Here is a 22,449-nt window from a genome sequence, read left to right on the forward strand (position 1 = left end):
CCCATAATGGACATCCTCTCTTACAAGGTGTCCACCAAACCGGGGCAAAGCCACATTCTGAGAGTGGTCAGCGGGATCCGCATCGTTGGAAGGTGCCGCATCGGGCATGAGAGCAAGTCCCGCCTCAATCGACCGCCACGCCCCCGAAGTCGTTCCACCCGTGACCCGCGACACCATCTGACCCGCATTGCCGAACCCTTGCTGACGCGCCAAGCCCCCGCCGGGCAGGTCGGGCGCGGAGCGTCGTGCGATCTCCCCTGCGAAGCGCGCCTGCAACGTGCCCGTCAGTCGCCCCAACCTGGCCACAGCGTCGTGCGCAGCCAACAAATCCCCCTGCGACAGGCCCGAAACGTCACGCCGCGCGAGGTCGCCCACCAGGGAGCTCACCCGCTCAATATCCGACACCTCGATTGCCATGAGACCAGTCAACCAGAAGGGTCTGACATCCACTTAGCAGGCACGATAATCTGTAGACAGTCACGGCAGAGACGTCCTGGGCACGACACCCCGCTAGCGAATCACGCCCCGTCGGCAGTCGCCCTCCGCGCACCAACAACGCGCGCTCGGCAACGCCGAACGGCAGTCGGCCGCGCCACCCACGTCATGAGCAAGAACGGCTAGTTCCGCGAATGGCCGCCGGCGGAGGCGCCGCCGGGGTTGTAGACCACGGCGCCGGACGCTCCGTAGGCGCGGAACACCTGGAGGGCATCGTCCCTGCCGACGTCTTGGGTGACCTGGATGCCGCGGCGTTCGAACTGTTCGGCCCAGTCAGCGACCATCGGGCCCTCGTCAAAACCGGTGAGTTGCTCAAGCTCTGGCCCGTCTCCGGCCACCACCAGGTGCTTGATGCCTGACCACATGGTGGCGCCGTAGCACTGGACGCAGGGTCGCCAATTGACCACGAGCGCAAGGTCGCGGTCCGCCCCCAGATCCCATGTGCCGAGTGCCGCGTGAGCAAGCCCAAGTGCGGTGACCTCGGCGTGGCCGCTCGAGATGCCGGTGGAGAGCACCACGTTGACTCCCACCGAGATGAGTTCGCCGGTGGCGTTGTCCACCACGATCGCGGCGAACGGACCGCCGTTGCCCTCTCGCCAGTTGCGATCCGCGAGGCGGTTTACCAGCGCCATTTGGGCGTCGTGGCCCTCGACGTGGCGGGGGAGTGTAGGCAGTTCAGCGGTGAGCCACGCGGGCAAACTGAGGGTGAAATCCTGGGCGAGCATGAGGCCTCCTGGGGCGACGATGCCTCCATTCTCGCAAAGCGACGGTGCGTATGGATTGCCCCGGGTTTTTGGGACCTTCGCGCGAGTGGCAATACCCAACGGGGTATACCGTGGAAGTGAGAGTAAGGAGTCGTCCATGGGATTCGCAAAGTTCATGAGTTCTACGTCGGCTCGGTCCGTGCGCGGCATCGTCGGCTTTATCTTGTTCGGCCTCGGAATCGCGTTGAGCGGTGCGTGGCTGTTCCCCAGCGCTGTGGGCCTGGTGTTCATCGTCGTTGGCGTGTTCGACGTGTGCCTGTTGGCTCCGCTGGTCAAGCAGCCGTTGTCGGGCAAGAAGGCTCGCGCTGGCCTCAGTTAGTTCCGCAGTGGACGCCGTCCCCGCGGCGCCCGATGTGGTGCCGGGGAGGGCGCGTCTCTGTGTAAACTTGTCGACGGCCTGATGGTGCAACGAAAGTCGCGCCGCGAGGTGGTGAATCGGGATGTGGCGCAGTTTGGTAGCGCACTTGACTGGGGGTCAAGTGGTTTACCACTCTTCGGTCGGCCCGAACAACTGAGAATCAATGCCACGGGCTGTGGCGCAGCTTGGTAGCGCACTTGACTGGGGGTCAAGGGGTCGCAGGTTCAAATCCTGTCAGCCCGACAAAAGCAAAATGCCTGATCAAAAGGGTATTTCGTGACGTCGCATGAGCGGTGGTGTGCCGGTCTTGGACCCAAATATGTATCCGCTGAACTCCTTGACTCGACATGGTCAAGGGGTTCAGGTGCTTCTAACTGTTCATCGCAGTCTCCCGGAGGTGTTTGTTAATCCGCGCCGCGGCGTTCTGCAGTGCGGTGTTGTCAGAGTGTAGGTACGCACGCGTGGTCTCGATCGACGCGTGTCCAAGGGTGTCGCTCACAACGTGGATCGGGACGCCCGCGTTCGCGAACCAGGTTGCACCCGCATGCCGCAGGTCATGACGGCACCCCCCCGCAACCCCAGCGATGCAACCAGCTCGTCCCAACCGGTTGCGGCACGCAACGTTGCAGTCGTGATGACACCGCCGTGTGGCCCGCGCAACAACGGCAGGCTGCGCGCCTGCCGCATCGTGAGTCTGCGCAGCACGGGCTCAAGCGGCTCAATGATCGACACCTGGCGAGCTCGACGACCCTTCGGAGGCTTGATGCTGAGGCCGCTGGCACGGGGGAAGGACTGGCGTTCGATCGTGACAATCCTGTTCGTCCAATCGATGTCGCCGACGACGAGCCCGGCTGTTAGCGGCCATGCGAAACTGCCCATGGGCATTTCTCAAAGGCCATTGACACCCGGCGACTTCTGAAGTGCGTGCGGCAAGAAATGCGCTCAGGATGACGTGGTCGCCGTAGCTCTGGTGGGCCTCGGCACACGCGGCAGCGATCAGTCCGATATCGGTGGGTGAAGGAATGGGTGTTTGGAGGTGCGGTGTCGCCCGCATCCGATACCGTCGATGAGCCCGGTCTCTCACCGGATTCCGGGTGATGATTTCGTCGCGAACGGCCTCGTCGAGAACTCGTGTGAGTGCAGCGATCGTGTTCTTGAGTGTCGAGCGAGAGTGCTCGATCTCCCAACGGTCGATGCTTCGGTCCACGATTCCGGACGTGATGTCCCGAACGCATAGACGCCCAAGCGCCGGTAGGGCTCGGAGCCAAAGTCCCGCACGGTATCCGGCGGCAGTGGAGGTCATGTCCACGCCGCGGAGGAACCGATCTCCGATCTGATGTGCGTAGTCCGTCAGTGTGATGAGCCGGTCGAGGTCTGCGCCGACGTGGGACCTTAGCGCCCTGAAGAATTCGTATGCGGACGCTTTGTTGTCGACGGTGATCGATCGACTTTCGCGGATGCCTGAGACTGGGTCAGTCCACCTTGCTCGTGCGCGAATACGTTTTCCGCAGGGCACGGTGTCGGCGTTGATGTGGACTCCGAGTGGAGCGATGGCGGCAAAGGAACGTTTCATCCCTTGAGCCTCGTCGTAGCCTTCCTAACTCATTACAGATAGGCTCCATGTGTAGAGAGTTGGGAGGTGGATCATGGCGGCGGACCTCGGACCCGTGTTCACGCTCAGCGACGCTCGCACCGCAGGCCTGCGGAAAGATCAGGTTTACGACCTTCTCGCGAAGGGTGAGATCGAACGAATGGGCCGTGGTGTGTATCTGCGTCCTGACAAGATCGAGCCTGCCTTTGCTTCGCTCGCCGCAGCAACGGCTGTGCGTGAAGAGGCGACGTTGTGTCTGACGAGTGCGCTGGTGCACCACGACCTGAGCGACGCCATCCCGTTCGAGTCTGATATCGCCCTCCCACGTGGTGTCCATCATCCCGTTGGGCTCGCTCACGTTGCCTGGCACAGCTTCGACCCGACAACCTTTCACATCGGACGCGACCACATCGATGCCGGAAATGGACTGAGGTTCTCCATCTACTCAGCCGAGAGAACGATCGTGGACTGCTTCCGGCTCATGCATCAGCAAGGCAGCGACGTCGCCTACGACGCACTCCGACGGTGGTTGCGCCGCCGCGGGAACTCGCCAGCAGCCCTGATGAAGGTTGCATCGTCTTTCCCAAAGGCGCAGCCGCGGATCCGACAGGCGCTCGAGGCGCTCCTATGACCCCGCCAACTCCGACACGAGACACTCCTGCTGGGAAGGCATACAACGATCTGCGAAACCTCGCCCGCCGCGACGGACGCGATCCCGCTGAGTACTTCACGTTGTACGCGCTCGAAGGTTTTCTCGCCCGGTTGGCAGTCTCTGAGCATGCCGGAGAGTTCGTACTCAAGGGCGGTGTGCTCATGGCGGCATTCGCTGCGCGACGGCCGACCCGCGACATCGACTTCGCCGCCACCGGATTCACCAACGACATCACCGACGTCGAGCAACGGGTGCGCAGCATCATCGAAGTGCACCTCGAGGACGGGTTGGAGTTCGACTCGGACTCCGCAGTAGGAGAGCCAATCCGGGACGACGCCGATCACAACGGTGCCCGCGTCAAGATCACGGCGCAACTCGCGACAGCGCGGGTAGCTCTGCACGTCGACGTGAACTTTGGTGATCCGATCTGGCCGGCCCCGACTGAAGCCGTGCTCCCGCTCCTTCTTGGTGGAACGCTCAGGCTCGCTGGCTACCCAGACCACATGGTTCTCGCAGAAAAGATCGTCACCGCGATCGAACGAGGTGAGCAGAACACCCGTTGGCGCGACTTCACCGACATCGCAGCCATCGCGAGGTCCAGGATCATCCGCGGAGCAGACCTGCGCGAAGCGATCGACACCGTCGCCCGCTACCGTCACGTCGACATCGAACCTCTTGGGCCACTTATCGCGGGGATGCCGGCACTGGCACAACGCAAGTGGGAGACCTGGCGTAAAAAGCAACGACTCGAACAGTCGACACCGGAGAGCTTCGCCGAACTTCTTCAGGCATGCTTAGTCTTCACCGAACCTGCTCTGACGAATAACGTGGCCCATCTGATGTGGGACCCGAACGCTCAGTCCTGGGGAAAAGCCGTTGACTGACGCCGAGATCGACATCTTGAGGTCTCGGATCACGAGACTGGAGCAGGACCTCGCGGAGGCTCGCAGCGAGCTCGGAGAACTTGAGCGCGAGAGAGACGCGATGGAAAAGGTCTTGGTGGCTGTACCCGCTCGTGCTGGCCTGCTGCCTGCGGTGACGGCAGCATCGTCGAGTGCCGAAAAGCTCGCCCTGTTCCGTGCTCGCTTCGTCGGCAGGAGTGATGTCCACGCGGTGCGGTGGACCAGCGCGCGCGCGGGAAAGTCAGGTTGGGCCCCAGCGGTACGCGGCGGCTTTTACACCGGGTCCGAGACCGCTGCGGACTATCTGCCGCTCGAAGATCGAACCGTGGAGCGGCATCTTCGAGGCGCTTTTCAACCCGGAGAGCGCGAGTTTCACGCAGGCCTCTACCCGATGCTTGCTGGCGACCAGTGCCGTCTACTGGTCTGCGACTTCGACGACGCGCAGTGGCGGCATGATGCCGCAGCATTCGTTGCGGAGTGCGAGCGCGCCAGGATCGACGTGCTCACCGAAGTGTCGCGATCCGGTGAGGGTGCGCATGTCTGGATGTTTTTCGAGGACCTTGTTCCGGCGGCGACAGCGCGAACGGCAGGGATGCGCCTTCTGCGCGCCGCCATGGCGCGCCGACCGACGATGGATTTTCAGAGTTACGATCGCTTCTTTCCGTCGCAAGACATCCTGCCGGAACGATCCACTGGGCGGGCGCGCCTGGGCAATCTCATCGCGCTACCGTTGCAGGGCGACTGCCGCCGACGCGGGACGACCGTGTTCGTCGATCCCGGGACCTGGGATCCGTATGAGGATCAGTTCGCGGCCCTGGCAATGACGACGCCTGTACCCGTCGAACGGGTCGCTGAACTCGGTTCGACGAGCCTCGCGGATTCGCGCGTGGGGCCGGCGGAGTCGCTCGGTGCACGGCCGCGGCGATCAAATATCAAGGCGGTCGCGCGCACGACGGCGGGACGAAAGCTGGGGCTACGCCGCGATGCTTTTCTGCACATCCCGACGGAGCTCCTTCCAGGGATCGTGATCACCGAACTCAAACACATGGCGTCCGTGCCCAACCCGGAGTTCTACCGCAGACAGGCTCAGCGGTTCAGTACCTTCGGCACGCCGCGTCTGGTCACCAGCTTCGAACATGACGAGCACGAACTGCGTCTGCCTCGGGGACTCACTGACGAAGCCGAAGCGCTCCTCGCGGACGCAGGCTTCCAGACAACGACCGAGACAGTGGCTACGGCGCAGGGACGTTTGGGGTTGACCTTTACGGGCCAACTCCGAGACGAGCAACTGCGCGCGGTCGAAGCGCTCCTCGCGCACGACACCGGAGTGCTCGTCGCTCCTCCAGGCGCAGGCAAGACGGTCATGGCCTGCGCCCTCATCGCCGAACGCGCGACGCCAACGGCGATCCTCGTGAACCGTGCCGAACTGCTCGCCCAGTGGCGTGAACGACTCCAGCAGTTCCTCGGCCTGACCGAGAAGCAGATTGGTCAGCTCGGGGCGGGGCGACGGAAACGGCGAGGCGTTGTGGACCTGATCATGATGCAGTCCGTCGCGCATCGGAACGCGGACCCCAGCATGCTGGAGGAGTACGGGCAGATCATCATCGACGAATGCCACGCCGTCGCAGCACCAGCAACCGAAGCCGCCCTGCGCAACGTCAATGTCCGCTACTGGGTGGGGATGACGGCGACACCCTACCGCGCCGATCAGATGAATGGACTGATCACGATGCAATGCGGTCCGATCCGCCACGTGGTCGACACCGCCGATCATGCTGCTCGCGAGATGGTCGTCCATGAGACGACCTTCCGCACCGAGGAATCCGGAATCGACGGCCCATCCGTTCAGGCGATTTACTCGGAACTCGCCGCCGATGCCGAGCGCAACGCAATGATTACAGGGCACGTCAGAGGAGCAGTCGGCCAGGGGCGCACTTGCCTCGTACTGACGAACAGGCTCCAACACCTCGACGCGCTCGCGGATGCGCTGGAATCATGCGCTTCGCCGGTGATCCGGCTTCACGGACGCCTCACCGCTGCCAACCGCCGTGACATCAGGCATTCGCTTGAGGAGATGGACGCGCAGCAGCAGCCGTTCGTTCTTGTCGCCATCGACAAGATCGCCGGAGAAGGTCTCGACCTGCCGACGCTGAACACTCTCTTCCTCACTGTCCCGGTCTCTTTCAAGGGGCGCGTCATTCAGCAGATCGGCCGCATCACGCGTGGACGAGCGGAGCACTCTATGCCCGCGATCGTTCACGACTACCGGGATAAGAACGTGCCTATCTTGGAACGCATGTACTCACGGCGCAGGCGCGTGATGTCGAAGGAAGGCTTCGTGACGGCGGAACCTGCTGAATGAGGCGGGCGGGTGCCGACCGCGGTCGGCCACGAAATTTTCGCATGATTGTCGACTCCCTTGCGCCGAACCTCGAAGGCCAGCCAGTTCCATGCCCGGGGTCGCGTCCCAGGAAGCGTTGTGAGTTCGAAGTTCTGAGCGTCGGATCGTTGACGTGAGAGGTCACCCCACCCGGGGCGGTTCAGCGAGAACCGAATCGAGCCCTCACCAAGTACTTCAAACGATGGTGATCGAGGTCTGGTTCTCGCTGCGGTGAAGGGGACCAAAAGGGGACCAGAATCATGCAAACCATGCATCTTATGACGTGTCCTGCATGATCTGAACCCCGGAATCTGGGTACCTTGGTGCCGAGAGACAGGGAAGCCAGGTGCTCCGCGATCGGACGCCGTGGCCTTCGCCGCCGATCACCTGAGCGATCTTCGGCGCAACCTCTGCTGTGTCGCCGATGCCGTCGCTCGAATTCAGGAGGCTGCGGGCATGCCCGACGCTGGCCCGGGCACGAACGTCCCTGCCCGGGCTCATCGGGCTTATGATTTGAGACCCAGGCATGTCTGAAGTTGAGGACGTAGGGCCGCCGCCAATGACACGTCGACAGGGCACGATCAAGCAGGACAAGGAGACGCTGTGACAGGCGCACCAGCACACAAAGAAGTGGAGCCCGCGATACTCGCTCCAGCCGAACGCGCCATTCAGACAATTGGCGGTGACCTGACCGAGAAAAGCCTGCGCGCTCATCTCGAGGGACTGCCCGGAGTCGACGCCGTCGGTCTCACGGCGCGAGCCGCCTCGCTCGGTACGCGTTCGATCAAGACCACATCGAAGGCAAGGGCGCTCGACACCATCATCGGCCTGATCGACCTGACCACCCTCGAGGGCGCCGACACGCCGGGCAAGGTGCACTCGCTGGTCGCGAAGGCCATGACGCCCGACCCGTCCGACATGTCCACGCCACGGGTCGCTGCTGTCTGTGTCTACGGCGACATGGTTCCTTACGCCGTTGCCGCCCTCGGCCCAGACAGCGGCATCAACGTCGCGGCTGTTGCTACCGCGTTTCCAAGCGGCCGCGCCTCGCTTGCGGTGAAGCTCGCCGACACCAAGCACGCTGTCTCGGCGGGCGCCGACGAAATCGACATGGTCATCGACCGGGGCGCGTTCCTCTCCGGCCGCTACGGCGTGGTGTTCGACCAGATCGTGGCAGTGAAGGAGGCATGCAGGCGTGACGACGGCACCTACGCCCACCTCAAGGTGATCCTCGAGACCGGGGAACTCAACACGTACGACAACGTCCGCAGGGCATCCTGGCTTGCCATCCTCGCCGGCGGCGATTTCATCAAGACCTCGACGGGCAAGGTGTCTCCGGCGGCGACGCTCCCGGTCACCCTGCTGATGCTGCAGGCAGTACGCGACTGGCACAAACTCACCGGCGAGCGGATCGGCGTCAAACCCGCGGGAGGCATCCGATCCTCTAAGGACGCCATCAAATACCTGGTCACCGTGGCCGAGACGGTCGGGGAGGAGTGGCTGCAGCCGCACCTGTTCCGCTTTGGTGCTTCGAGCCTGCTCAACGATGTTGTATTGCAGCGCCAGAAACTTTCAACCGGTCGCTACAGTGGCCCCGACTACGTAACGGTGGACTGAGAATATGCCTGCATCTGACTCGCGCTTCCTTGACTATGCACCCGCGCCGGAGTCCACCTCGATCCTGCACCTGAAGGACAGTTACGGACTTTTCGTCGACGGCGACTTTGTGCAGGCCAACGGAAAATCGTTCGCGACCATCTCGCCCGCAACGGAGCAGAAGATCGCCGAGATCTCGTCGGCCGATGCGAAGGACGTCGACCGAGCAGTGGCGGCGGCCCGCAAGGCGTACGAGCGCACGTGGTCGAAACTCAGCGGAGCGGACCGTGGCAAGTACCTGTTCCGGATCGCTCGCCTCGTTCAGGAGCGGGCCCGTGAACTCGCCGTGGCCGAGAGCCTCGACAACGGCAAGCCCATCAAGGAGAGCCGGGATGTCGACGTTCCGCTCGTGGCAGCCTGGTTCTTCTACTACGCGGGCTGGGCCGACAAGCTCGACCACGCCGGTCTCGGACCGAACCCGCGCGCCTTGGGAGTGGCCGCCCAAGTCATTCCCTGGAACTTCCCGTTGCTCATGCTGGCGTGGAAGATCGCGCCGGCACTCGCAGCGGGCAACACCGTGGTGATCAAGCCAGCGTCTGCCACGTCGCTGTCCGCGCTGATTTTCGCTGAAATCCTGCAGCAGGCCGACCTGCCGCCGGGGGTGGTCAACATCATCACGGGATCCGGCGGTACCGGCTCTCTGCTGGTCAATCACCCGGACGTCAACAAGGTCGCGTTTACCGGTTCGACCGAGGTGGGGCGCGCCATAGCGAAGTCGACCGCCGGGACCGGCAAGAAACTCACGCTCGAGTTGGGCGGCAAGGCGGCCAACATCGTGTTCGACGATGCCCCCCTCGACCAGGCGATCGAAGGCATCGTCAACGGCATCTTCTTCAACCAAGGACATGTCTGCTGCGCCGGATCGCGACTGCTCGTCCAGGAGAACATCGAGACCGAGGTTGTCGAGCGGCTCAAGGAGCGGCTGCTGACGTTGCGCATGGGTGATCCGCTCGACAAAAACACCGATATCGGGGCGATCAACTCCCGCGAACAACTCGACCGCATCCGCGAACTTTCGGACATCGGCGAGAGCGAGGGTGCCGTCCGCTGGAGCGCGCCCTGCGAGATCCCGGCAAACGGCTTCTGGTTCGCGCCGACGATCTTCACAGGCGTGGAGACGAGCCACCGGATCGCCAGGGACGAGATCTTCGGTCCGGTGCTGAGCGTGATGACGTTCCGTACACCGGCAGAGGCGATTTCCAAGGCGAACAACACGCCGTACGGACTCTCGGCGGGGATTTGGAGCGATAAGGGTTCCAAGATTCTCGCCGTGGCCGACAAGCTTCGCGCCGGTGTCATCTGGGCGAACACGTTCAATCAGTTCGACCCTGCCTCGCCGTTCGGCGGCTACAAAGAGTCCGGTTACGGGCGCGAGGGTGGAAAGCATGGCCTGGTCGCGTATCTCACGAGCACCGCGTTGAAAGCAGGATCACGATGAGCCATCTCGCTATCCCCAAGACCTACAAGCTCTACATCGGCGGCAAATTTCCGCGCAGTGAATCAGGTCGCGTCTACGAGGTGACCACGGCAAAGGGGGCATTCATTGCGAACGCTGCCAAGGCCTCGCGCAAGGACGCCCGTGACGCTGTCGTCGCCGCCCGCGCCGCATTCGCAGGATGGTCCGGGGCGACCGGCTACAACCGTGGCCAAGTTCTCTACCGCATCGCCGAATTGTTGGAGGGCCGCCGGGCGCAGTTTGTCGAAGAGTTGCACGCAGCTGACGGCATCACCGTTTCGGCGGCCGAAAGGCAGGTTGAGGCTGCGATCGACACGTGGGTCTGGTACGCGGGTTGGGCAGACAAGTACGTGCAGGTGGCCGGCAATGGCAATCCGGTGAGCGGACCGTACTTCAACATCTCCACGCCGGAGCCGACCGGTGTGGTTGCCGTGATCGCGCCCGAGCGGCAGGGGCTGCTTGGGCTGGTGAGCGTCATCGCGCCCGTGATCCTCAGCGGCAACACCGTGGTGGTGGTCGCGAGCGAGAAGTCGCCGCTGAGCGCCATCAGTCTTTCCGAGGTGCTGGCCACGAGCGACGTGCCAGGCGGAGTGGTCAACGTGCTGACCGGCTCCGCGGCCGAGATCGCGCCCTGGCTGGCGAGCCACGGCGATGTCAATGCGATCGATCTGGCGGGAGCCGCATCGATCGACTGGGTCGACCTGCAGATCGCTGCAGCCGAGACGCTCAAGCGCGTGTTGCCGCCGGAAAGCGGTGTGCCGGAGCAGAGCGTCGAGCGGGTCACCTTCTTCACCGAGACTAAGACCGTCTGGCACACCAAAGCCCTCATCTGACCGTGATGGGGGTGTGACGCGCTATCGTCAGGCACTGCACCAGTGTCGACGGTGAATGTACACGGGCCGCGCACGGCGTCCCAAGCCACTCCGTTCGGCCCCGACGGCACTGTGCGAGCGTCGTTGGACCAGTGCGCCAATGAGGTGGAGGTTGCTCCAGGTGCGGGTAGGACGCCCCTAGCGGGGATCGGTGACCACGACTTCCACCGCGGCAGCCTCCCCGACATCTAATGCACCGGTCAGGTTCGCCACGCTCGTCACTCGTTCGTCCTCCAGCGTTCCAAACGACCGAATGACACCGACGCCAGCTTCCACTGCGTCGGAGGATGTCCGGCCGATCACGGCGAAGTGGCCGCCAGGGGTGCCCCCGTCGTCGTCACGCGTGGGCAGTCTCAGCCTCGCTCCGCCCGGATGCCACTCTCCGACGCGCCCGCGAGCGGTGTCGAGGCCCGTCGCGTGCTCGTCGCCAATCCAGACCACGGAGCGCTCCGGCCTCGAGCGGACGGTGGCGTTGAACATCGATTCGGTCGGGTCAAGTGCCGGAAAGGTGATGCCGACATAGGCCCGTGCCAACTGCCTGAACATCGTGGCGTAACGCGCGCGGGCCGCCATGAGGTCTGCGCTGGAGGTCCGGATGCTGGACCAAAGCCCCCGCGCGGCCGCCGGGTCGGCTCTGCGGAGCACGCGATACAGTTCGCCGCGGATCGCCTCCGGCACGGGATTGCTGCTTTCGGGCGGCGCAAAGGGAGCGAGGTCCACCTCGCGGTCCACGATGCGGAGTGATCGAAGCAGCCAGTGTCGTTCACTCTCATGGGGAAGTCTGCTTACTCGCGCGCTCAGCGCGGACGCGAGAGCAAGGTACAGATCTCCCGCGGAGCCCTTGGCCTCTTCGGAAAGCTCCGATGACCGGTAGTGCTTGAGGGCGGCGTGCCACGGCGTGTCGGGTGCGGGATAGGGGTTCAGTAACTCGAACGCGGCGCGGCGCTTGTCGCCCCACGTGGGCGAGACGGGCGTCCATGTGGCGGCGCCCGTGATGCGGATCGTGGACCCCGCCGCGCCCGTCCACCAGGCGACGCGGGGACGATCGCCGCTGACGATGAGTGCGTGTGCGTCGTACAGCGGAGCCACGCGCTTGAGAGCGTCTTCCGTGAGTTCGCGCGCCGCGGCCAATGCGCCGTCGTAGTCGCTGCAATCGACTCCCCGCACGATGGCGACAAGTCCGCGCGCCGGAACCACCACGTCACCGCGCCCATCTGCGCTGTACTCAACGTGCGAGTCCGCGAGCGCCGCATTGAGCTCGACGAGCGCCCCACCGCCTGAGCTGATCCGCAAGTCGACGCCGTCGAATGCAGCCATCGCTGCCCTCCTCGCCTGTGCGCCATTGCCGACGGATTACTTCAGAGTGTGGCAGATGAGAACGAATCGGCATCAGACGGGGTGCAACCCACTCCCTCCCTCGACCAGATCGCGGAACCGCTGGGCGAAGCGGGACGCTGGCGCGCCGTCCACGATGTTGTGGTCGAAATCGCGGGTGACGTTGAGGTATTCACGGATGGCAATTTCGCCATTGTGCACACCCGGCTTCTGGGTGATGTCGCCGACAGTGATCCCCAGCGTGTGGCTGGGGAGTGCCAGCCCCCAGCCCCCGCCGCTGCCGAACATGCCCACAGCGCTGAGCACCACGGTGCCCTGCACCTTCCTGATCATGTGGGGTTGGCGGCTCGTGAGTAGAAAGAACGCACGGCGCACAATTCCGGGCAGGGTTACGAGCAGGTTCAGCCGTGTGACCTCGTCGCGTGCACCGCCGCGCGCCTGGACCCGCGTATCTCGTTGTGGATCTGGCGAAAAGTCTTCTGGTTGGCGGCACGAATGATGTGGCCGACGGGATACTCCTTGCCGTCCTGGCGCACCTCGATCATGGTGGTGATGTCCACATCGTCGAACAGAACCAGCCGGCCGCGCCAATCGCGATAGGCGCGCAGGTACCTGTTGGCCGCGACCGCCGGGCCTATGCAGTATGCGAGATAGGACGTGAAGGAAACAGACTCGCCAGTCGACTCCTCGTGCGCCCGCATGAGTTGTCGCGGCACGGTGACGTCGATTTCAAGCACGCCGCGGACGTTGTTCTTGCGGCGCGACATCCAACCCACGTCGGCGACCAGGCGACCCGCCGTCGGAAACGGCTTCACTTCGTGAGCGGTCGCGCGTCGCGTCGTATTTCCATAATGCCCGGCTACGCAGTCGCCGTGCCAGTTGGCGGAGGTGAAGAGCTGAGCCAGCCGCCGCCGGCTCACGACGGCGCGCTAGGGACGTGAGTCACGAACGTCTGCGGCGGTGTTCAAGATGACGCGGTTCACCCCGTCCGGACGCGTCAGGTGTGAGCTGTGGCCCGCTCCCTCCACAGTTTCCAGCGTGGAGCCAGGAGTCACGTCGCGGAGTGGTTCGGAGCTGCGCGGACCGACAATCCGGTCCGCGTCACCATGGAGGAGGGTGACCGGCACTTCGAGACGTGGCAGGCGGTCCGCAACATCGTCGTAGTTGACATCGACCGCGTCGGCGATGGCCCATTCGCCAGGTGAGGGTCTTGAGCAACGCCCCAGGCGATGAGGTCCTCAACGATTGCCTCGCACCCCGCGTCCGAACAGACCTCGTGCATGAAAAGTCGAGCAAGCGGGGCCAGTTCACCCTCCAATAGGCGGGCCGAACATCCCCCAGCCCTCGGGCTCACGCTCTGCCGCCGAGTCGGTTGTGGTGGCTGTAGCGGGCCCGGCAAGGTCGTCGGGACCATCGCTCATGGCTTGGCTCCAGTCTCGCGGGATGTTGCGTCGGTGCGCACGGGCGGTGAACGGGGGCGTTAGTGCCTCGTATTCCCCTGATCGGCTGGCGTGCCGACACAGCAGCTGGGGTCAGAGCAGGCGGTTCAGCGCACGCAACGGGATGTCCACCCAGTCCGGCCGATAGTTCGACTCGTAGACCACCTCGTAGAGGGCCTTATCGATCTCGTAGGCGCGAAGCAACGTCACCGCGGAATCGGACGCCTCGAAGCCGTAACCGTTCAGGAACGCGATCCGATTGCGCCGCACCCAGTCGTCGACATACTCGTTGTCCTCCACTCCGAGCGCAATCGTCACCGAGTGAGCCGCGTAGTCCAACGACCGCAGCATGCCGGCGAGATCTCGGGACACGGAGTCGAGGCGCACGCGATCCTCGAGGGGCTGCGCGGGTTCGCCTTCGAAGTCGATGATCATCCAGCCGGACGTGGTGCGAAGGGTCTGCCCGAGGTGGAAGTCGCCGTGCACCCGCTGCACCGGAACGGGCGTGACCGAATCGAGGGCGGCATACGCAGCGCGAACACGGTCCGCGTACGTGACGACCGTGTCGTGCATGTCGATTGCGCGGTCCAGGCGCGCGTTCAGGCGGCGGACGAGCGCGGCGACCTCTGGCGCATCCCAACTCGCCGTGGGGAGGGTCTGACGCATCTGTTCGTGCACCACGGCGAGCGTCAAGCCCAGGCGCTCGCACTCCCCGGCAAAGTCGCCGCCGGCATCCCGGGCACGCATCTCGTCGTCTTGCAGCGCACGCACACTCGTCCGGGCCGACTCCCAGCCGTCCGTCGCCGAGCGCTGGAACACGCCGACCATGGCGAGATCGATGTCACCGCTGCTGATCCAGCCCAGCAGCGGCGAAATCTCCTCCGAACCAAGCCGGGTGAGCGCCGCCTGGATCTCGATGTCGGGGTTACGCCCCGGCGCGAGTTTGCGGAAGAACTTGACCAGGTTGTCGCCCACGATCACCGACGTGTTGCTCTGCTCAGCGGACATCAGCACACTGTCCGCGTCGGCCTCGAGAGAGAAGCCCTCGAGCCGGGAATAGTCGATGTCGGAGGGGCTGTCCATACCGGCGACGAAGCCTTGTAGCAGGATGCCGCGCGCCTCCGGGTCGTGCAAGGCATCGTACACGTAGAAGACTTCGCCGTTGAGCGATACCGCGCCTACGAAGCCGTACGAGAGGTCCTCACGAGGGTGTTGCCGGTAGGACAGCGGCACGTTGTACAACCCCCCCGCAACCACCAGTTCGAAGCGCACGCCCAACCCCTCGGTTGGATCGCTCAGCCACTCCAACTCGCTCACGTCGGTGATGGGGACCTCATCCTCGCCTTCCCCAAACCAGCGCTGTCGAGCCAGGTAGGCGCTCAGTTCCGTGCGTTCAGTCCACTCACTCATGCGACCGATCCTTCCGTCAGAGCCAGCCGGGCTATCCGGAACCAGTAGAAACCGTATCCGGCAAGGGTCAACAGGTAGGGCAGTTCCCCAATGGCGGGGAACTCGACGCCGCCAAGCATCTCGACGGGCCGCGATCCGCTGAACTGGTGGAGGTCCAGTTCGATGGGTTGCGGGAAGCGGGAGAGGTTGTTGACGCACAGCATCACGTCGTCGCCGTCCTCGCGCAGGTAGGAGAACACGGACGGGTTGGATCCGCCCAGGTCGAAGAAGGTGCCACGCCCGAAGGCGGAGTGCTGGCGGCGCACATGGATCATCCGTCGCGTCCACTGCAGCAGCGACGACTTGCTCGTCTCTTGCGCCTCCACATTGATGGCCTGGAAGCCGAACACCGGGTCCATGATCACCGGAAGCGCCAGCCTGCCCGGATTCGCCTTGGAGAAGCCGGCGTTGCGGTCGGGGGTCCACTGCATCGGCGTGCGTACGCCGTCGCGGTCTCCGAGCCAAATGTTGTCGCCCATGCCAATCTCGTCGCCGTAGTAGAGGACCGGCGAGCCGGGCAGGCTGAGCAGTAGCGCGGTGAACAACTCCATCTGATTGGTGTCGTTGTCAAGCAGGGGGGCGAGGCGCCGTCGGATGCCGATGTTGGCCTTCATGCGCGGGTCGGTGGCGTACTCGTTCCACATGTAGTCGCGATCCTCGTCGGTCACCATTTCCAGGGTGAGCTCGTCGTGGTTGCGCAGGAAGATGCCCCACTGGCAGTGCTCGGGAATCGGCGGCGTCTGGTCCAAAATCTCGCTGATCGGGTACCGCGACTCGCGACGAACCCCCATGAAGATGCGTGGCATCACCGGGAAGTGGAAGCACATGTGACACTCGTCGCCACCCACGGCGGGGTCGCCGAAGTAATCGACCACATCCGCTGGCCACTGATTCGCCTCGGCGAGCAGCACGCGGCCGGGGTAGTTCGTGTCCACATACGTGCGGACCTTCTTCAGGAATTGGTGCGTGCGGGCGAGGTTTTCGCCGTTGGTGCCCTCTTCCTCGTACAGGTAGGGGACCGCGTCCAACCGGAACCCGTCTACGCCGATGTCGAGCCAGAAGGTCAGCGCGTCGAGCATGGCCCGGTGGACTGCAGGGTTTTCGAAGTTGAGGTCCGGCTGGTGGCTGTAGAAGCGGTGCCAGAAGTACTGCTGGCGAACCGGGTCCCACGTCCAGTTCGATGCTTCCGTGTCAATGAAGATGATGCGGGCTTCTGAGTAGGGTTCGTCGGTGTCATTCCACACATAGAAGTCGCCGTAAGGCCCGTCCGGATCGCTGCGGGAGGCCTGGAACCAGGGGTGTTGATCAGACGTGTGGTTCATCACCACGTCAATGATCACGCGGATGCCGCGGGAGTGGGCGGCGTCGAGGAACTCCTGGAAGTCGTCGATGGTCCCGATGTCGGGAGCTATCGCGGTGTAGTCCGCGACGTCGTAGCCGCCGTCCTTGAGCGGGGAGGGGAAGAACGGCGGCAGCCACACGCAGTCCACGCCGAGCCACTCGAGGTAATCGAGCTTCTCCGTGAGGCCTCGCAAATCGCCAATGCCGTCTCCCGAAGAGTCCCGGAAGGATCTGATCAGGACTTCATAGAACACCGCCGACTTAAACCAGTCGACGTCGGTGCGATCGAGGCCCTTCGCATCATCATCCATGCACCCACCGTATTCGTTTCGCCGACTCAGGGCGAAACGCCCGAGGCAGTTTCCGCGGCATACCGGCTCGCGATTGCTTCGTCGGAGAGTGGCCCCTGGCGCGACTCACGTACCCAAGCAAAATTGTCACGGCGGGACTCACAGACGGATGCCCGATAGGCCAATCGAGATCAGGTTGAGCGCCGCATTCACGATGATCGCGAAGAAGGATCCCCGCGAGGAGGGGTTGCGGTACGCGAGACGTGCAGCAATGACCGCGATCGGCGGTCTGCCCACACCGTGTGAACTGTGGGGCGCCCGCGCACACCGTCTCTACAGGTCGTTCCCCGCGTACGAAAGGTTGAAGCTCTTGTTGATCACGGGGAAGTCGGCGACGATCATGCCTTGCAGCGCCACCGGCAGCGCCGGCCAGGTGAGGAACGACGGATCCACGACCGCGAGCCGTGTCAGGCGGCCGTCGGGACCCAGTTCCACGCGGTGCGCGATGGTGCCCCGCCACCCCTCGACCAGTCCTGACCCCGCAGCGCCTGCGCTTCCCACAGCGCGGTCTGGTAGTTCCGCGGTGAGCCGACCGGAGCGCAACTCCGGCAGCAGGACCTTCAGCAGGTCCACGCTCGCGGCCACCTCCTCCGCGCGCACGGCGAAGCGCGCGAGCACGTCGCCCTCGACGCGCAGCGCCGGCTTGACGTCCGCGGTGGCCGGATGGGACGGATGATCGCGACGCGCGTCGATGTCCACGCCGCTCGCCCTGCCCACGTAGCCGAGCACCCCGATCTGGCGGGCGTTCTGGGCGCTCAGCGCTCCCGTCGCCGTGAAGCGGTCCACCACCACGGACTGTTGTAGGGCAAGCTCAACAATCTCCGCGACATCGTCGGCGATGCGCGTCAATTGCGCGGCGCGGGGCACCGCCGTGAGCTCCGCGCCTCCCAGGATCACGCCGCCGCGCATCAGCCTGTGGCCGGTGAGTTCGGCGCCCAGCCGCAACACGTCTTCACGCACCCGTTGCGCGTGCACGTTGAGGATTCCGTATCCAACATCCATGCACAGCGCGCCGAGGTCCGCCACATGGTTGTACAGCCGCTCGACTTCGAGCAGGGCGGCGCGTGCGGCGCGCGCGGGCTCGGGCACACCCACGCCGAGCGCTTCCTCCACGGCGCTACAGAAGGCTGTGGCATGGCCCACCGTGGTGTCGCCGCTGACGCGTTCGGCGAGCGGCAGGGCCTCCGCAGGGGAACGCCCCTCCGCCAGTTTGGCGAGGCCCTTGTGGGTGAACCAGAGTCGCGCCTTGAGCTTGAGGATGGACTCGCCGACCACGGAGAACCGGAAGTGACCCGGGCCGATCATCCCTGCGTGCACGGGGCCAACGGGAATCTCGTACACACCGGGGCCCTCGACCCTGAGGAAGGGGTAGCCGCCCTCTGTCGGCCCGAACTGGGGGGGAGGGCCCGCGTCGGACCGCATCGGATACCAGCCTGTCGGCCAGTGCTTGTGCCGCACCAGGCGGTGGGGCAAGGGGTGGTCGGTCGGCACAATTCCGTACAGGTCCCGCATTTCGCGCTCGAACCGCCCGGCGGGGAACGACAGGCTCGCCAGGCTCGGCACGGTGGGTGCGTCAATGCTGGTCCGCAGCACGAACTCGACCCGCCGCCCGCCAGCGCCGGTGAGCATGTAGACCACCCGGAAAACGTCGGGATCCTCGTGAGCGGCCACCAGGGCGAGGCGCATGCCGTCATCCAGCAGCGCCTGCACCTGTGTGCCGAGTTCGGTGGCGGTAACCTCCCGCCTGTCGACGGCGTTCATGGAGTCCCCACAATCGCCGCCGCCGTGTGCAGCAGGGTGTCTAGCGGGGTGGCTACGCCGATAACCACGAGCGCCACCAGTCCCAGCACCAAGGGCGCGGCCGACGACGCGCGGCGGGTCGCGGAGGCGACGGCCCCGGTATCCCCCTCACGTTCGTGAGCGTCGGCGGCGGGCCCGAGCAGCATGCCCGCCACCGGCCGCGCGATCGCCACGAACACCACAAGAAGCAGAACCAGGGCGACTCCGACCACCCAGGCAAGACCGGCGTTGGCGGTCGCCCGCGCCAGGGCAAGTTCGCTGCCGAACAGGGAGAACGGCGGCAGCCCGAGCAGCGCGGCGATGCCCAGCGCGAAGATCCCGGCAAGCACCGGCCTGCGGGCGAGCAGTCCCCGCACGCCTGCAATGCGGGTGGTGCCCGTCAGGTCCAGCACCTGGCCCGAAGCGCAGAACAGCACGGCCTTGGCCAGACCGTGGCCCAGCACGTGAAGCAATAGCGCGGCCATCGCGAGTGGCGTGCCGACCGCCATGCCGACCACAACCAGCCCCATGTGCTCCATGCTCGAGTAGGCCAGCAGGCGCTTGTAGTCGCGCTGGGCGATCATCAACGACGCGGCGACCAGGATCGACCCGAGCGCCACCGCAAGTAGCAGCGTGCGGACGAACGCCGGGTCGAGCGCCGCGACGGCGATCGCCCGGTACCGCAGCAGTGCGTACGCGGCCACGGACAGCAGCACGCCCGACATGAGGGCGGACACCGGCGCCGGGGCCTGACTGTGCGCGTCCGGCAGCCAACTGTGCAGGGGCACCAGGCCAACTTTGGTGCCGAATCCCAGGACCACCAGAACGACCGCGATGCGCATGACCCCCGGGTCCAACCGATCCGCTTGGGCGACGAGCGCGCTCCAATCCAGGGTGCCCATGGGCCCATCCGCGCCCCCGGCGTGCTGGGACGCGTAGTAGACGAGCACCGTGCCAAGGTACGCGAGCGCAATCCCCACGGAGCAGATGATGACGTACTTCCAGGTCGCCTCGACGGCGCGGCGACCCCCGTGGTGACCCACCAAGAACGCGGTGACGATGGTGGTGGCCTCCACCGCTGCCCACATCACCCCAAGGTTGGCGGCGAGCACTGCGCCCGCCATGGTGGCGATGAACAACGGCACCAGGATCCCGTAGCGGCGAGCGCCGCGGGCCGTGGTTGTCTGCGCCACGATTTCGCCGCCAATGTAGTCCACGCTGGCCCACGTGGCGATCACCGAGACGCCGCCGATGACCAGCAGCATCACGGCGGTCAGCGCGTCCGCCCGCAACAGGCTGCCCCCGGTGAGCGTGGAGCCGTCAACGGTCGCCAGGGCCGCCACCACTCCGGCGCCCAACACCGCGGCCGACGCCGCCACCGCGCACCAGGCGATCCAGCGTCGCCACCCGAGGATCGCCGCCAATGCCCCCGCGAGCGCGGGCGCGACGACGGGTACGAGCAGCACCCCCATCTGTGTCCCGGTTGTCATCAGTCGCGCAACTCGCTCAGGCCGTCGAGGTCGGTGCTACCGAATGCCAACCGCATGCGGGCGGCGACGATCTGCAGCACGATCACCACGAGGAAGACGTCGAGGGAGACTCCCAGCTCGACCACCAACGGCACGCCCGCGGTGGCGAGGAACGCCGTGACCGTGATGCCGTTGTCCAACAGCAGGAAGCCGATCACCTGCGAGATGGCGTGTCGCCGTGTCACGAGCACAAAGAAACCGAGTAACACGACGGCGATGCCGACGGGCAGCGCACGGGTCGCCGCGGACGGTGCGAGCGCGACGAGCGGCCCGCTGAGGACGTACGCGAGAAGGGTGAGCACGGCAGCCGCGAGGAGCGATGCGGTCACGTTCACCAGTGGCGCGGTTTCGCGTACGTCGCCGCTGTCGGCGAGAACTCGCCGCAGGATGGCGGGGAGCACGCCCGCCTTGAGTACTCCCACTCCAATCGCCGCAAGCAAGAGTTCCGTGCTGTTCTCGGTCACGCCCAGCAGCAGGGCCAGGCCTGCGATCAGCGCGCCCTGAATCATGAGCAGTCGGATGATGGCGGCCAGGTCGCGGCGCCAGAGGGTGAGGACGGCGGTCAGCAGGATGGCGCCGCAGATCACGTCGAGCACCTGGCTGGACACGGCGGCGCTCATGCGAGGAAGTACGACGCGGCGACGGCGAGCAGGGCGAAAAGCAGGGATCCGGCGAGCAGCTCGGGCACGCGGAACAGGCGGAACTTGGCCATGAATACCTCGAACGCGGCCAGCGCCACGCCAACCAGCGCGACCTTGACGACCAGCGCAACGATGCCGACGACCATGGCGAGGGGCGCGATGCTCGTGGCCACGCCCCACGGGGCGAACAGATTTGCGCCAAGGCCGAGCAGTAGCGCGAGACGCATTGATGCGGCGAGTTCGACCAGCGCCAGGTCCCGACCGGAGTACTCGAGCACCATCGCCTCATGGATCATGGTGAGTTCCAGGTGCGTGGACGGGTTGTCGACGGGCAGACGGCCGGTCTCGGCAATGATCACCACGGCGAACGCGACCGCCGCGAGCAGACTCGCGGGCGACAGCACGTGGGCGGGGGCGGCAAGGGTGCCCGCGACGATGTCGGTGAGATCGGACGAGCCGACGCGGACCGAGAGGGCGAAGATGGCGAGCAGGATTGTCGGCTCGACGAGCGCGACGATGGTCACCTCGCGGCTAGCGCCCATGCCCCCGAACGCAGTGCCCGTGTCCAGCCCGGCCAGTGCGAGCGCCACCGTGCCGAGCAGCAGGATCGCGACGACGGCGAACAGGTCGCTCACACCGCCCACCGGTGCCACCGTGGACACGAACGGAATGACGGCGGCCAGCAACACGGCCGAGGCCATCAGGATCAGGGGAGCGGCGACGAACACCACGCTCGTGCCCTCGGGCCGTGTCGCCTCCTTGCGGAACAACTTGCGAAGGTCCCGGACGGGTTGGCCGATGCCGGCCCCCACTCGGCCCTCCATGCGCGCACGCACCTGACGCATCAGGCCCACAAGATACGGCGCCCCGACCACGATCAGGGCGACTTGGATCACTGCCGCGACCACGGCGCCGATGTTCTCGGGTGTGGTCATGCGGTCACCGCCACGACCAGGAGCGCAGCCAGCAGTCCGATGAAGCCGTACGCGAGGTAGCCATGCACCCGCCCGTTGGCGAGGCGCCGCGACCACTGACCCCAGGATTCGACGGCCGCCATCACGGGCGGATACAGGGCCGCCTCAAGCCGGTCCGGAACCCGCTGTCGGAAGGTCACGGATTCGATCAGGTAAGAGGACTCGGCGTAGGGCGTGACGTCAACGTCGTGTTCGGGTCGCAGCACATCGTCGAACACGCGGGTGAGCGGCTCGGCGAAGGACGTCGCGGTGTACTCCTGGCGCGAGTTGCGCTCCGGGCCGCCGTTTGCCCAGACACCCACCACTCGCCGCGGCGCGCCGCCCGTCACGCGACGCACGAGACTAGCCACCACGAGCGCGGCGAGCACCAGGCCCAGAGCGATCAGCAGCGGCGACATCGAACCCTCAATTCCGGCCAGGCGCAGGGTGACCGTGCTGTCGGCGAGCGGGGCGGTGTCGCGCACACCAGGGAGGACGTTCAAGATC

At 65.3% G+C, this 22,449-nt stretch carries 22 protein-coding genes, 1 tRNA gene and 1 pseudogene; 8 read left to right on the forward strand and 16 right to left on the reverse strand.

From position 1 onward, the window contains the following. Together QZZ29_RS12445 and QZZ29_RS12450 are read right to left on the reverse strand one after the other, a co-directional pair. Nucleotides 1-417, reverse strand: a 417-nt coding sequence (locus QZZ29_RS12445) for a hypothetical protein (protein WP_291383706.1), incomplete at its 3' end; no start/stop codon positions are given. 200 nt (nt 418-617) lie between these two features. Continuing rightward, nucleotides 618-1,220, reverse strand: a complete 603-nt coding sequence (locus QZZ29_RS12450; protein ID WP_291383708.1) for a nucleoside deaminase — start codon at nt 1,218-1,220, stop codon at nt 618-620. A 136-nt stretch (nt 1,221-1,356) separates the two neighbouring features. On the opposite strand from QZZ29_RS12450, the gene QZZ29_RS12455 reads away from it, so the two are divergent. Together QZZ29_RS12455 and QZZ29_RS12460 are read left to right on the forward strand one after the other, a co-directional pair. Then, the gene (locus tag QZZ29_RS12455) at nt 1,357-1,578 is read left to right on the forward strand and encodes a YgaP-like transmembrane domain (protein ID WP_291383709.1); all 222 of its coding nucleotides are present in this window, start codon (nt 1,357-1,359) and stop codon (nt 1,576-1,578) included. 208 nt (nt 1,579-1,786) lie between these two features. After that, a tRNA-Pro gene (locus QZZ29_RS12460) sits at nt 1,787-1,860 on the forward strand. 127 nt (nt 1,861-1,987) lie between these two features. On the opposite strand, the gene QZZ29_RS12860 is transcribed toward QZZ29_RS12460, so the two are convergent. After that, complete coding sequence (locus QZZ29_RS12860) at nt 1,988-2,221, reverse strand: tyrosine-type recombinase/integrase (protein WP_366479603.1); 234 nt, start codon at nt 2,219-2,221, stop codon at nt 1,988-1,990. Then, a complete protein-coding gene (locus tag QZZ29_RS12465) occupies nt 2,113-2,496 on the reverse strand; it encodes a hypothetical protein (RefSeq protein WP_291383711.1) in 384 nt (127 codons plus the stop codon). The genes QZZ29_RS12860 and QZZ29_RS12465 overlap by 109 nt, the downstream gene beginning before the upstream one ends. A 767-nt stretch (nt 2,497-3,263) precedes the next feature. Here QZZ29_RS12465 and QZZ29_RS12470 point away from each other — a divergent pair. From QZZ29_RS12470 to QZZ29_RS12495, 6 genes are all read left to right on the forward strand, one after another. Further along, nucleotides 3,264-3,839 (forward strand): type IV toxin-antitoxin system AbiEi family antitoxin domain-containing protein, encoded by a 576-nt coding sequence (locus QZZ29_RS12470; RefSeq protein WP_291383713.1) that lies wholly within the window; start codon nt 3,264-3,266, stop codon nt 3,837-3,839. Next, the gene (locus QZZ29_RS12475) at nt 3,836-4,744 is read left to right on the forward strand and encodes a nucleotidyl transferase AbiEii/AbiGii toxin family protein (RefSeq protein ID WP_291383715.1); all 909 of its coding nucleotides are present in this window, start codon (nt 3,836-3,838) and stop codon (nt 4,742-4,744) included. Before QZZ29_RS12470 ends, QZZ29_RS12475 begins: the two co-directional genes overlap by 4 nt. Further along, nucleotides 4,737-7,124 carry a DEAD/DEAH box helicase gene (locus QZZ29_RS12480; RefSeq protein ID WP_291383717.1) on the forward strand — a complete coding sequence of 796 codons (2,388 nt, stop codon included), beginning with the start codon at nt 4,737-4,739 and terminating at the stop codon, nt 7,122-7,124. The genes QZZ29_RS12475 and QZZ29_RS12480 overlap by 8 nt, the downstream gene beginning before the upstream one ends. 684 nt (nt 7,125-7,808) lie before the next feature. Next, nucleotides 7,809-8,759 carry a deoxyribose-phosphate aldolase gene (gene deoC, locus QZZ29_RS12485; RefSeq protein WP_291383740.1) on the forward strand — a complete coding sequence of 317 codons (951 nt, stop codon included), beginning with the start codon at nt 7,809-7,811 and terminating at the stop codon, nt 8,757-8,759. Nucleotides 8,760-8,763: 4 nt separating this feature from the next. Continuing rightward, nucleotides 8,764-10,236 (forward strand): aldehyde dehydrogenase family protein, encoded by a 1,473-nt coding sequence (locus QZZ29_RS12490; RefSeq protein ID WP_291383719.1) that lies wholly within the window; start codon nt 8,764-8,766, stop codon nt 10,234-10,236. Continuing rightward, on the forward strand, nt 10,233-11,087 hold the full coding sequence (locus tag QZZ29_RS12495) for an aldehyde dehydrogenase family protein (protein ID WP_291383720.1): 855 nt from the start codon (nt 10,233-10,235) through the stop codon (nt 11,085-11,087). The genes QZZ29_RS12490 and QZZ29_RS12495 overlap by 4 nt, the downstream gene beginning before the upstream one ends. Nucleotides 11,088-11,264: 177 nt before the next feature. Here the strand turns inward: QZZ29_RS12495 and QZZ29_RS12500 are convergent, their stop codons facing one another. From QZZ29_RS12500 to QZZ29_RS12555, 12 genes and pseudogenes are all read right to left on the reverse strand, one after another. Next, the gene (locus tag QZZ29_RS12500; protein ID WP_291383722.1) at nt 11,265-12,443 is read right to left on the reverse strand and encodes a hypothetical protein; all 1,179 of its coding nucleotides are present in this window, start codon (nt 12,441-12,443) and stop codon (nt 11,265-11,267) included. A gap of 72 nt (nt 12,444-12,515) precedes the next feature. Then, nucleotides 12,516-12,794 carry a 2-oxo acid dehydrogenase subunit E2 gene (locus QZZ29_RS12505; RefSeq protein ID WP_291383723.1) on the reverse strand — a complete coding sequence of 93 codons (279 nt, stop codon included), beginning with the start codon at nt 12,792-12,794 and terminating at the stop codon, nt 12,516-12,518. A gap of 68 nt (nt 12,795-12,862) precedes the next feature. Next, on the reverse strand, nt 12,863-13,276 hold the full coding sequence (locus QZZ29_RS12510; protein ID WP_291383725.1) for a hypothetical protein: 414 nt from the start codon (nt 13,274-13,276) through the stop codon (nt 12,863-12,865). Between the two features lie 114 nt (nt 13,277-13,390). Then, nucleotides 13,391-13,687 carry an alpha/beta hydrolase gene (locus QZZ29_RS12865; protein ID WP_366479609.1) on the reverse strand — a complete coding sequence of 99 codons (297 nt, stop codon included), beginning with the start codon at nt 13,685-13,687 and terminating at the stop codon, nt 13,391-13,393. Between the two features lie 306 nt (nt 13,688-13,993). Then, nucleotides 13,994-15,310 carry a phosphotransferase gene (locus QZZ29_RS12520; protein WP_291383727.1) on the reverse strand — a complete coding sequence of 439 codons (1,317 nt, stop codon included), beginning with the start codon at nt 15,308-15,310 and terminating at the stop codon, nt 13,994-13,996. Then, nucleotides 15,307-17,001 carry a maltose alpha-D-glucosyltransferase gene (gene treS, locus QZZ29_RS12525; protein ID WP_291383729.1) on the reverse strand — a complete coding sequence of 565 codons (1,695 nt, stop codon included), beginning with the start codon at nt 16,999-17,001 and terminating at the stop codon, nt 15,307-15,309. The genes QZZ29_RS12520 and treS overlap by 4 nt, the downstream gene beginning before the upstream one ends. Before the next feature lie 138 nt (nt 17,002-17,139). Then, nucleotides 17,140-17,277 (reverse strand): hypothetical protein, encoded by a 138-nt coding sequence (locus QZZ29_RS12530; protein ID WP_291383731.1) that lies wholly within the window; start codon nt 17,275-17,277, stop codon nt 17,140-17,142. 36 nt (nt 17,278-17,313) lie between these two features. After that, nucleotides 17,314-18,801 carry an NADH-quinone oxidoreductase subunit C gene (locus QZZ29_RS12535; RefSeq protein ID WP_291383733.1) on the reverse strand — a complete coding sequence of 496 codons (1,488 nt, stop codon included), beginning with the start codon at nt 18,799-18,801 and terminating at the stop codon, nt 17,314-17,316. Beyond that, nucleotides 18,798-20,309 (reverse strand): proton-conducting transporter membrane subunit, encoded by a 1,512-nt coding sequence (locus QZZ29_RS12540; RefSeq protein WP_291383735.1) that lies wholly within the window; start codon nt 20,307-20,309, stop codon nt 18,798-18,800. Before QZZ29_RS12540 ends, QZZ29_RS12535 begins: the two co-directional genes overlap by 4 nt. Then, nucleotides 20,309-20,968 carry a hypothetical protein gene (locus tag QZZ29_RS12545; protein WP_291383737.1) on the reverse strand — a complete coding sequence of 220 codons (660 nt, stop codon included), beginning with the start codon at nt 20,966-20,968 and terminating at the stop codon, nt 20,309-20,311. Before QZZ29_RS12545 ends, QZZ29_RS12540 begins: the two co-directional genes overlap by 1 nt. Further along, a complete protein-coding gene (locus QZZ29_RS12550; RefSeq protein ID WP_291383739.1) occupies nt 20,965-21,924 on the reverse strand; it encodes an NADH-quinone oxidoreductase subunit H in 960 nt (319 codons plus the stop codon). Before QZZ29_RS12550 ends, QZZ29_RS12545 begins: the two co-directional genes overlap by 4 nt. Next, a pseudogene (locus tag QZZ29_RS12555) lies at nt 21,921-22,449 on the reverse strand (hydrogenase 4 subunit B); the annotation flags it as partial. The pseudogene QZZ29_RS12555 and the gene QZZ29_RS12550, both read right to left, overlap by 4 nt.

Origin of the sequence: Demequina sp. (genome assembly GCF_016278765.1) — a bacterium.
GTDB lineage: Bacteria > Actinomycetota > Actinomycetes > Actinomycetales > Demequinaceae > Demequina.

Bases quoted from the DNA above. Each gene is read 5' to 3' on its own strand.
- QZZ29_RS12450 (WP_291383708.1), bottom strand. From the start codon at position 1,220: ATGCTCGCCCAGGATTTCACCCTCAGTTTGCCCGCGTGGCTCACCGCT.
- QZZ29_RS12455 (WP_291383709.1), top strand. From the start codon at position 1,357: ATGGGATTCGCAAAGTTCATGAGTTCTACGTCGGCTCGGTCCGTGCGC.
- QZZ29_RS12465 (WP_291383711.1), bottom strand. From the start codon at position 2,496: ATGGGCAGTTTCGCATGGCCGCTAACAGCCGGGCTCGTCGTCGGCGAC.
- QZZ29_RS12470 (WP_291383713.1), top strand. From the start codon at position 3,264: ATGGCGGCGGACCTCGGACCCGTGTTCACGCTCAGCGACGCTCGCACC.
- QZZ29_RS12475 (WP_291383715.1), top strand. From the start codon at position 3,836: ATGACCCCGCCAACTCCGACACGAGACACTCCTGCTGGGAAGGCATAC.
- QZZ29_RS12490 (WP_291383719.1), top strand. From the start codon at position 8,764: ATGCCTGCATCTGACTCGCGCTTCCTTGACTATGCACCCGCGCCGGAG.
- QZZ29_RS12495 (WP_291383720.1), top strand. From the start codon at position 10,233: ATGAGCCATCTCGCTATCCCCAAGACCTACAAGCTCTACATCGGCGGC.
- QZZ29_RS12500 (WP_291383722.1), bottom strand. From the start codon at position 12,443: ATGGCTGCATTCGACGGCGTCGACTTGCGGATCAGCTCAGGCGGTGGG.
- QZZ29_RS12505 (WP_291383723.1), bottom strand. From the start codon at position 12,794: ATGATCAGGAAGGTGCAGGGCACCGTGGTGCTCAGCGCTGTGGGCATG.
- QZZ29_RS12520 (WP_291383727.1), bottom strand. From the start codon at position 15,310: ATGAGTGAGTGGACTGAACGCACGGAACTGAGCGCCTACCTGGCTCGA.
- treS (WP_291383729.1), bottom strand. From the start codon at position 17,001: ATGGATGATGATGCGAAGGGCCTCGATCGCACCGACGTCGACTGGTTT.
- QZZ29_RS12535 (WP_291383733.1), bottom strand. From the start codon at position 18,801: ATGAACGCCGTCGACAGGCGGGAGGTTACCGCCACCGAACTCGGCACA.
- QZZ29_RS12540 (WP_291383735.1), bottom strand. From the start codon at position 20,309: ATGACAACCGGGACACAGATGGGGGTGCTGCTCGTACCCGTCGTCGCG.
- QZZ29_RS12545 (WP_291383737.1), bottom strand. From the start codon at position 20,968: ATGAGCGCCGCCGTGTCCAGCCAGGTGCTCGACGTGATCTGCGGCGCC.
- QZZ29_RS12550 (WP_291383739.1), bottom strand. From the start codon at position 21,924: ATGACCACACCCGAGAACATCGGCGCCGTGGTCGCGGCAGTGATCCAA.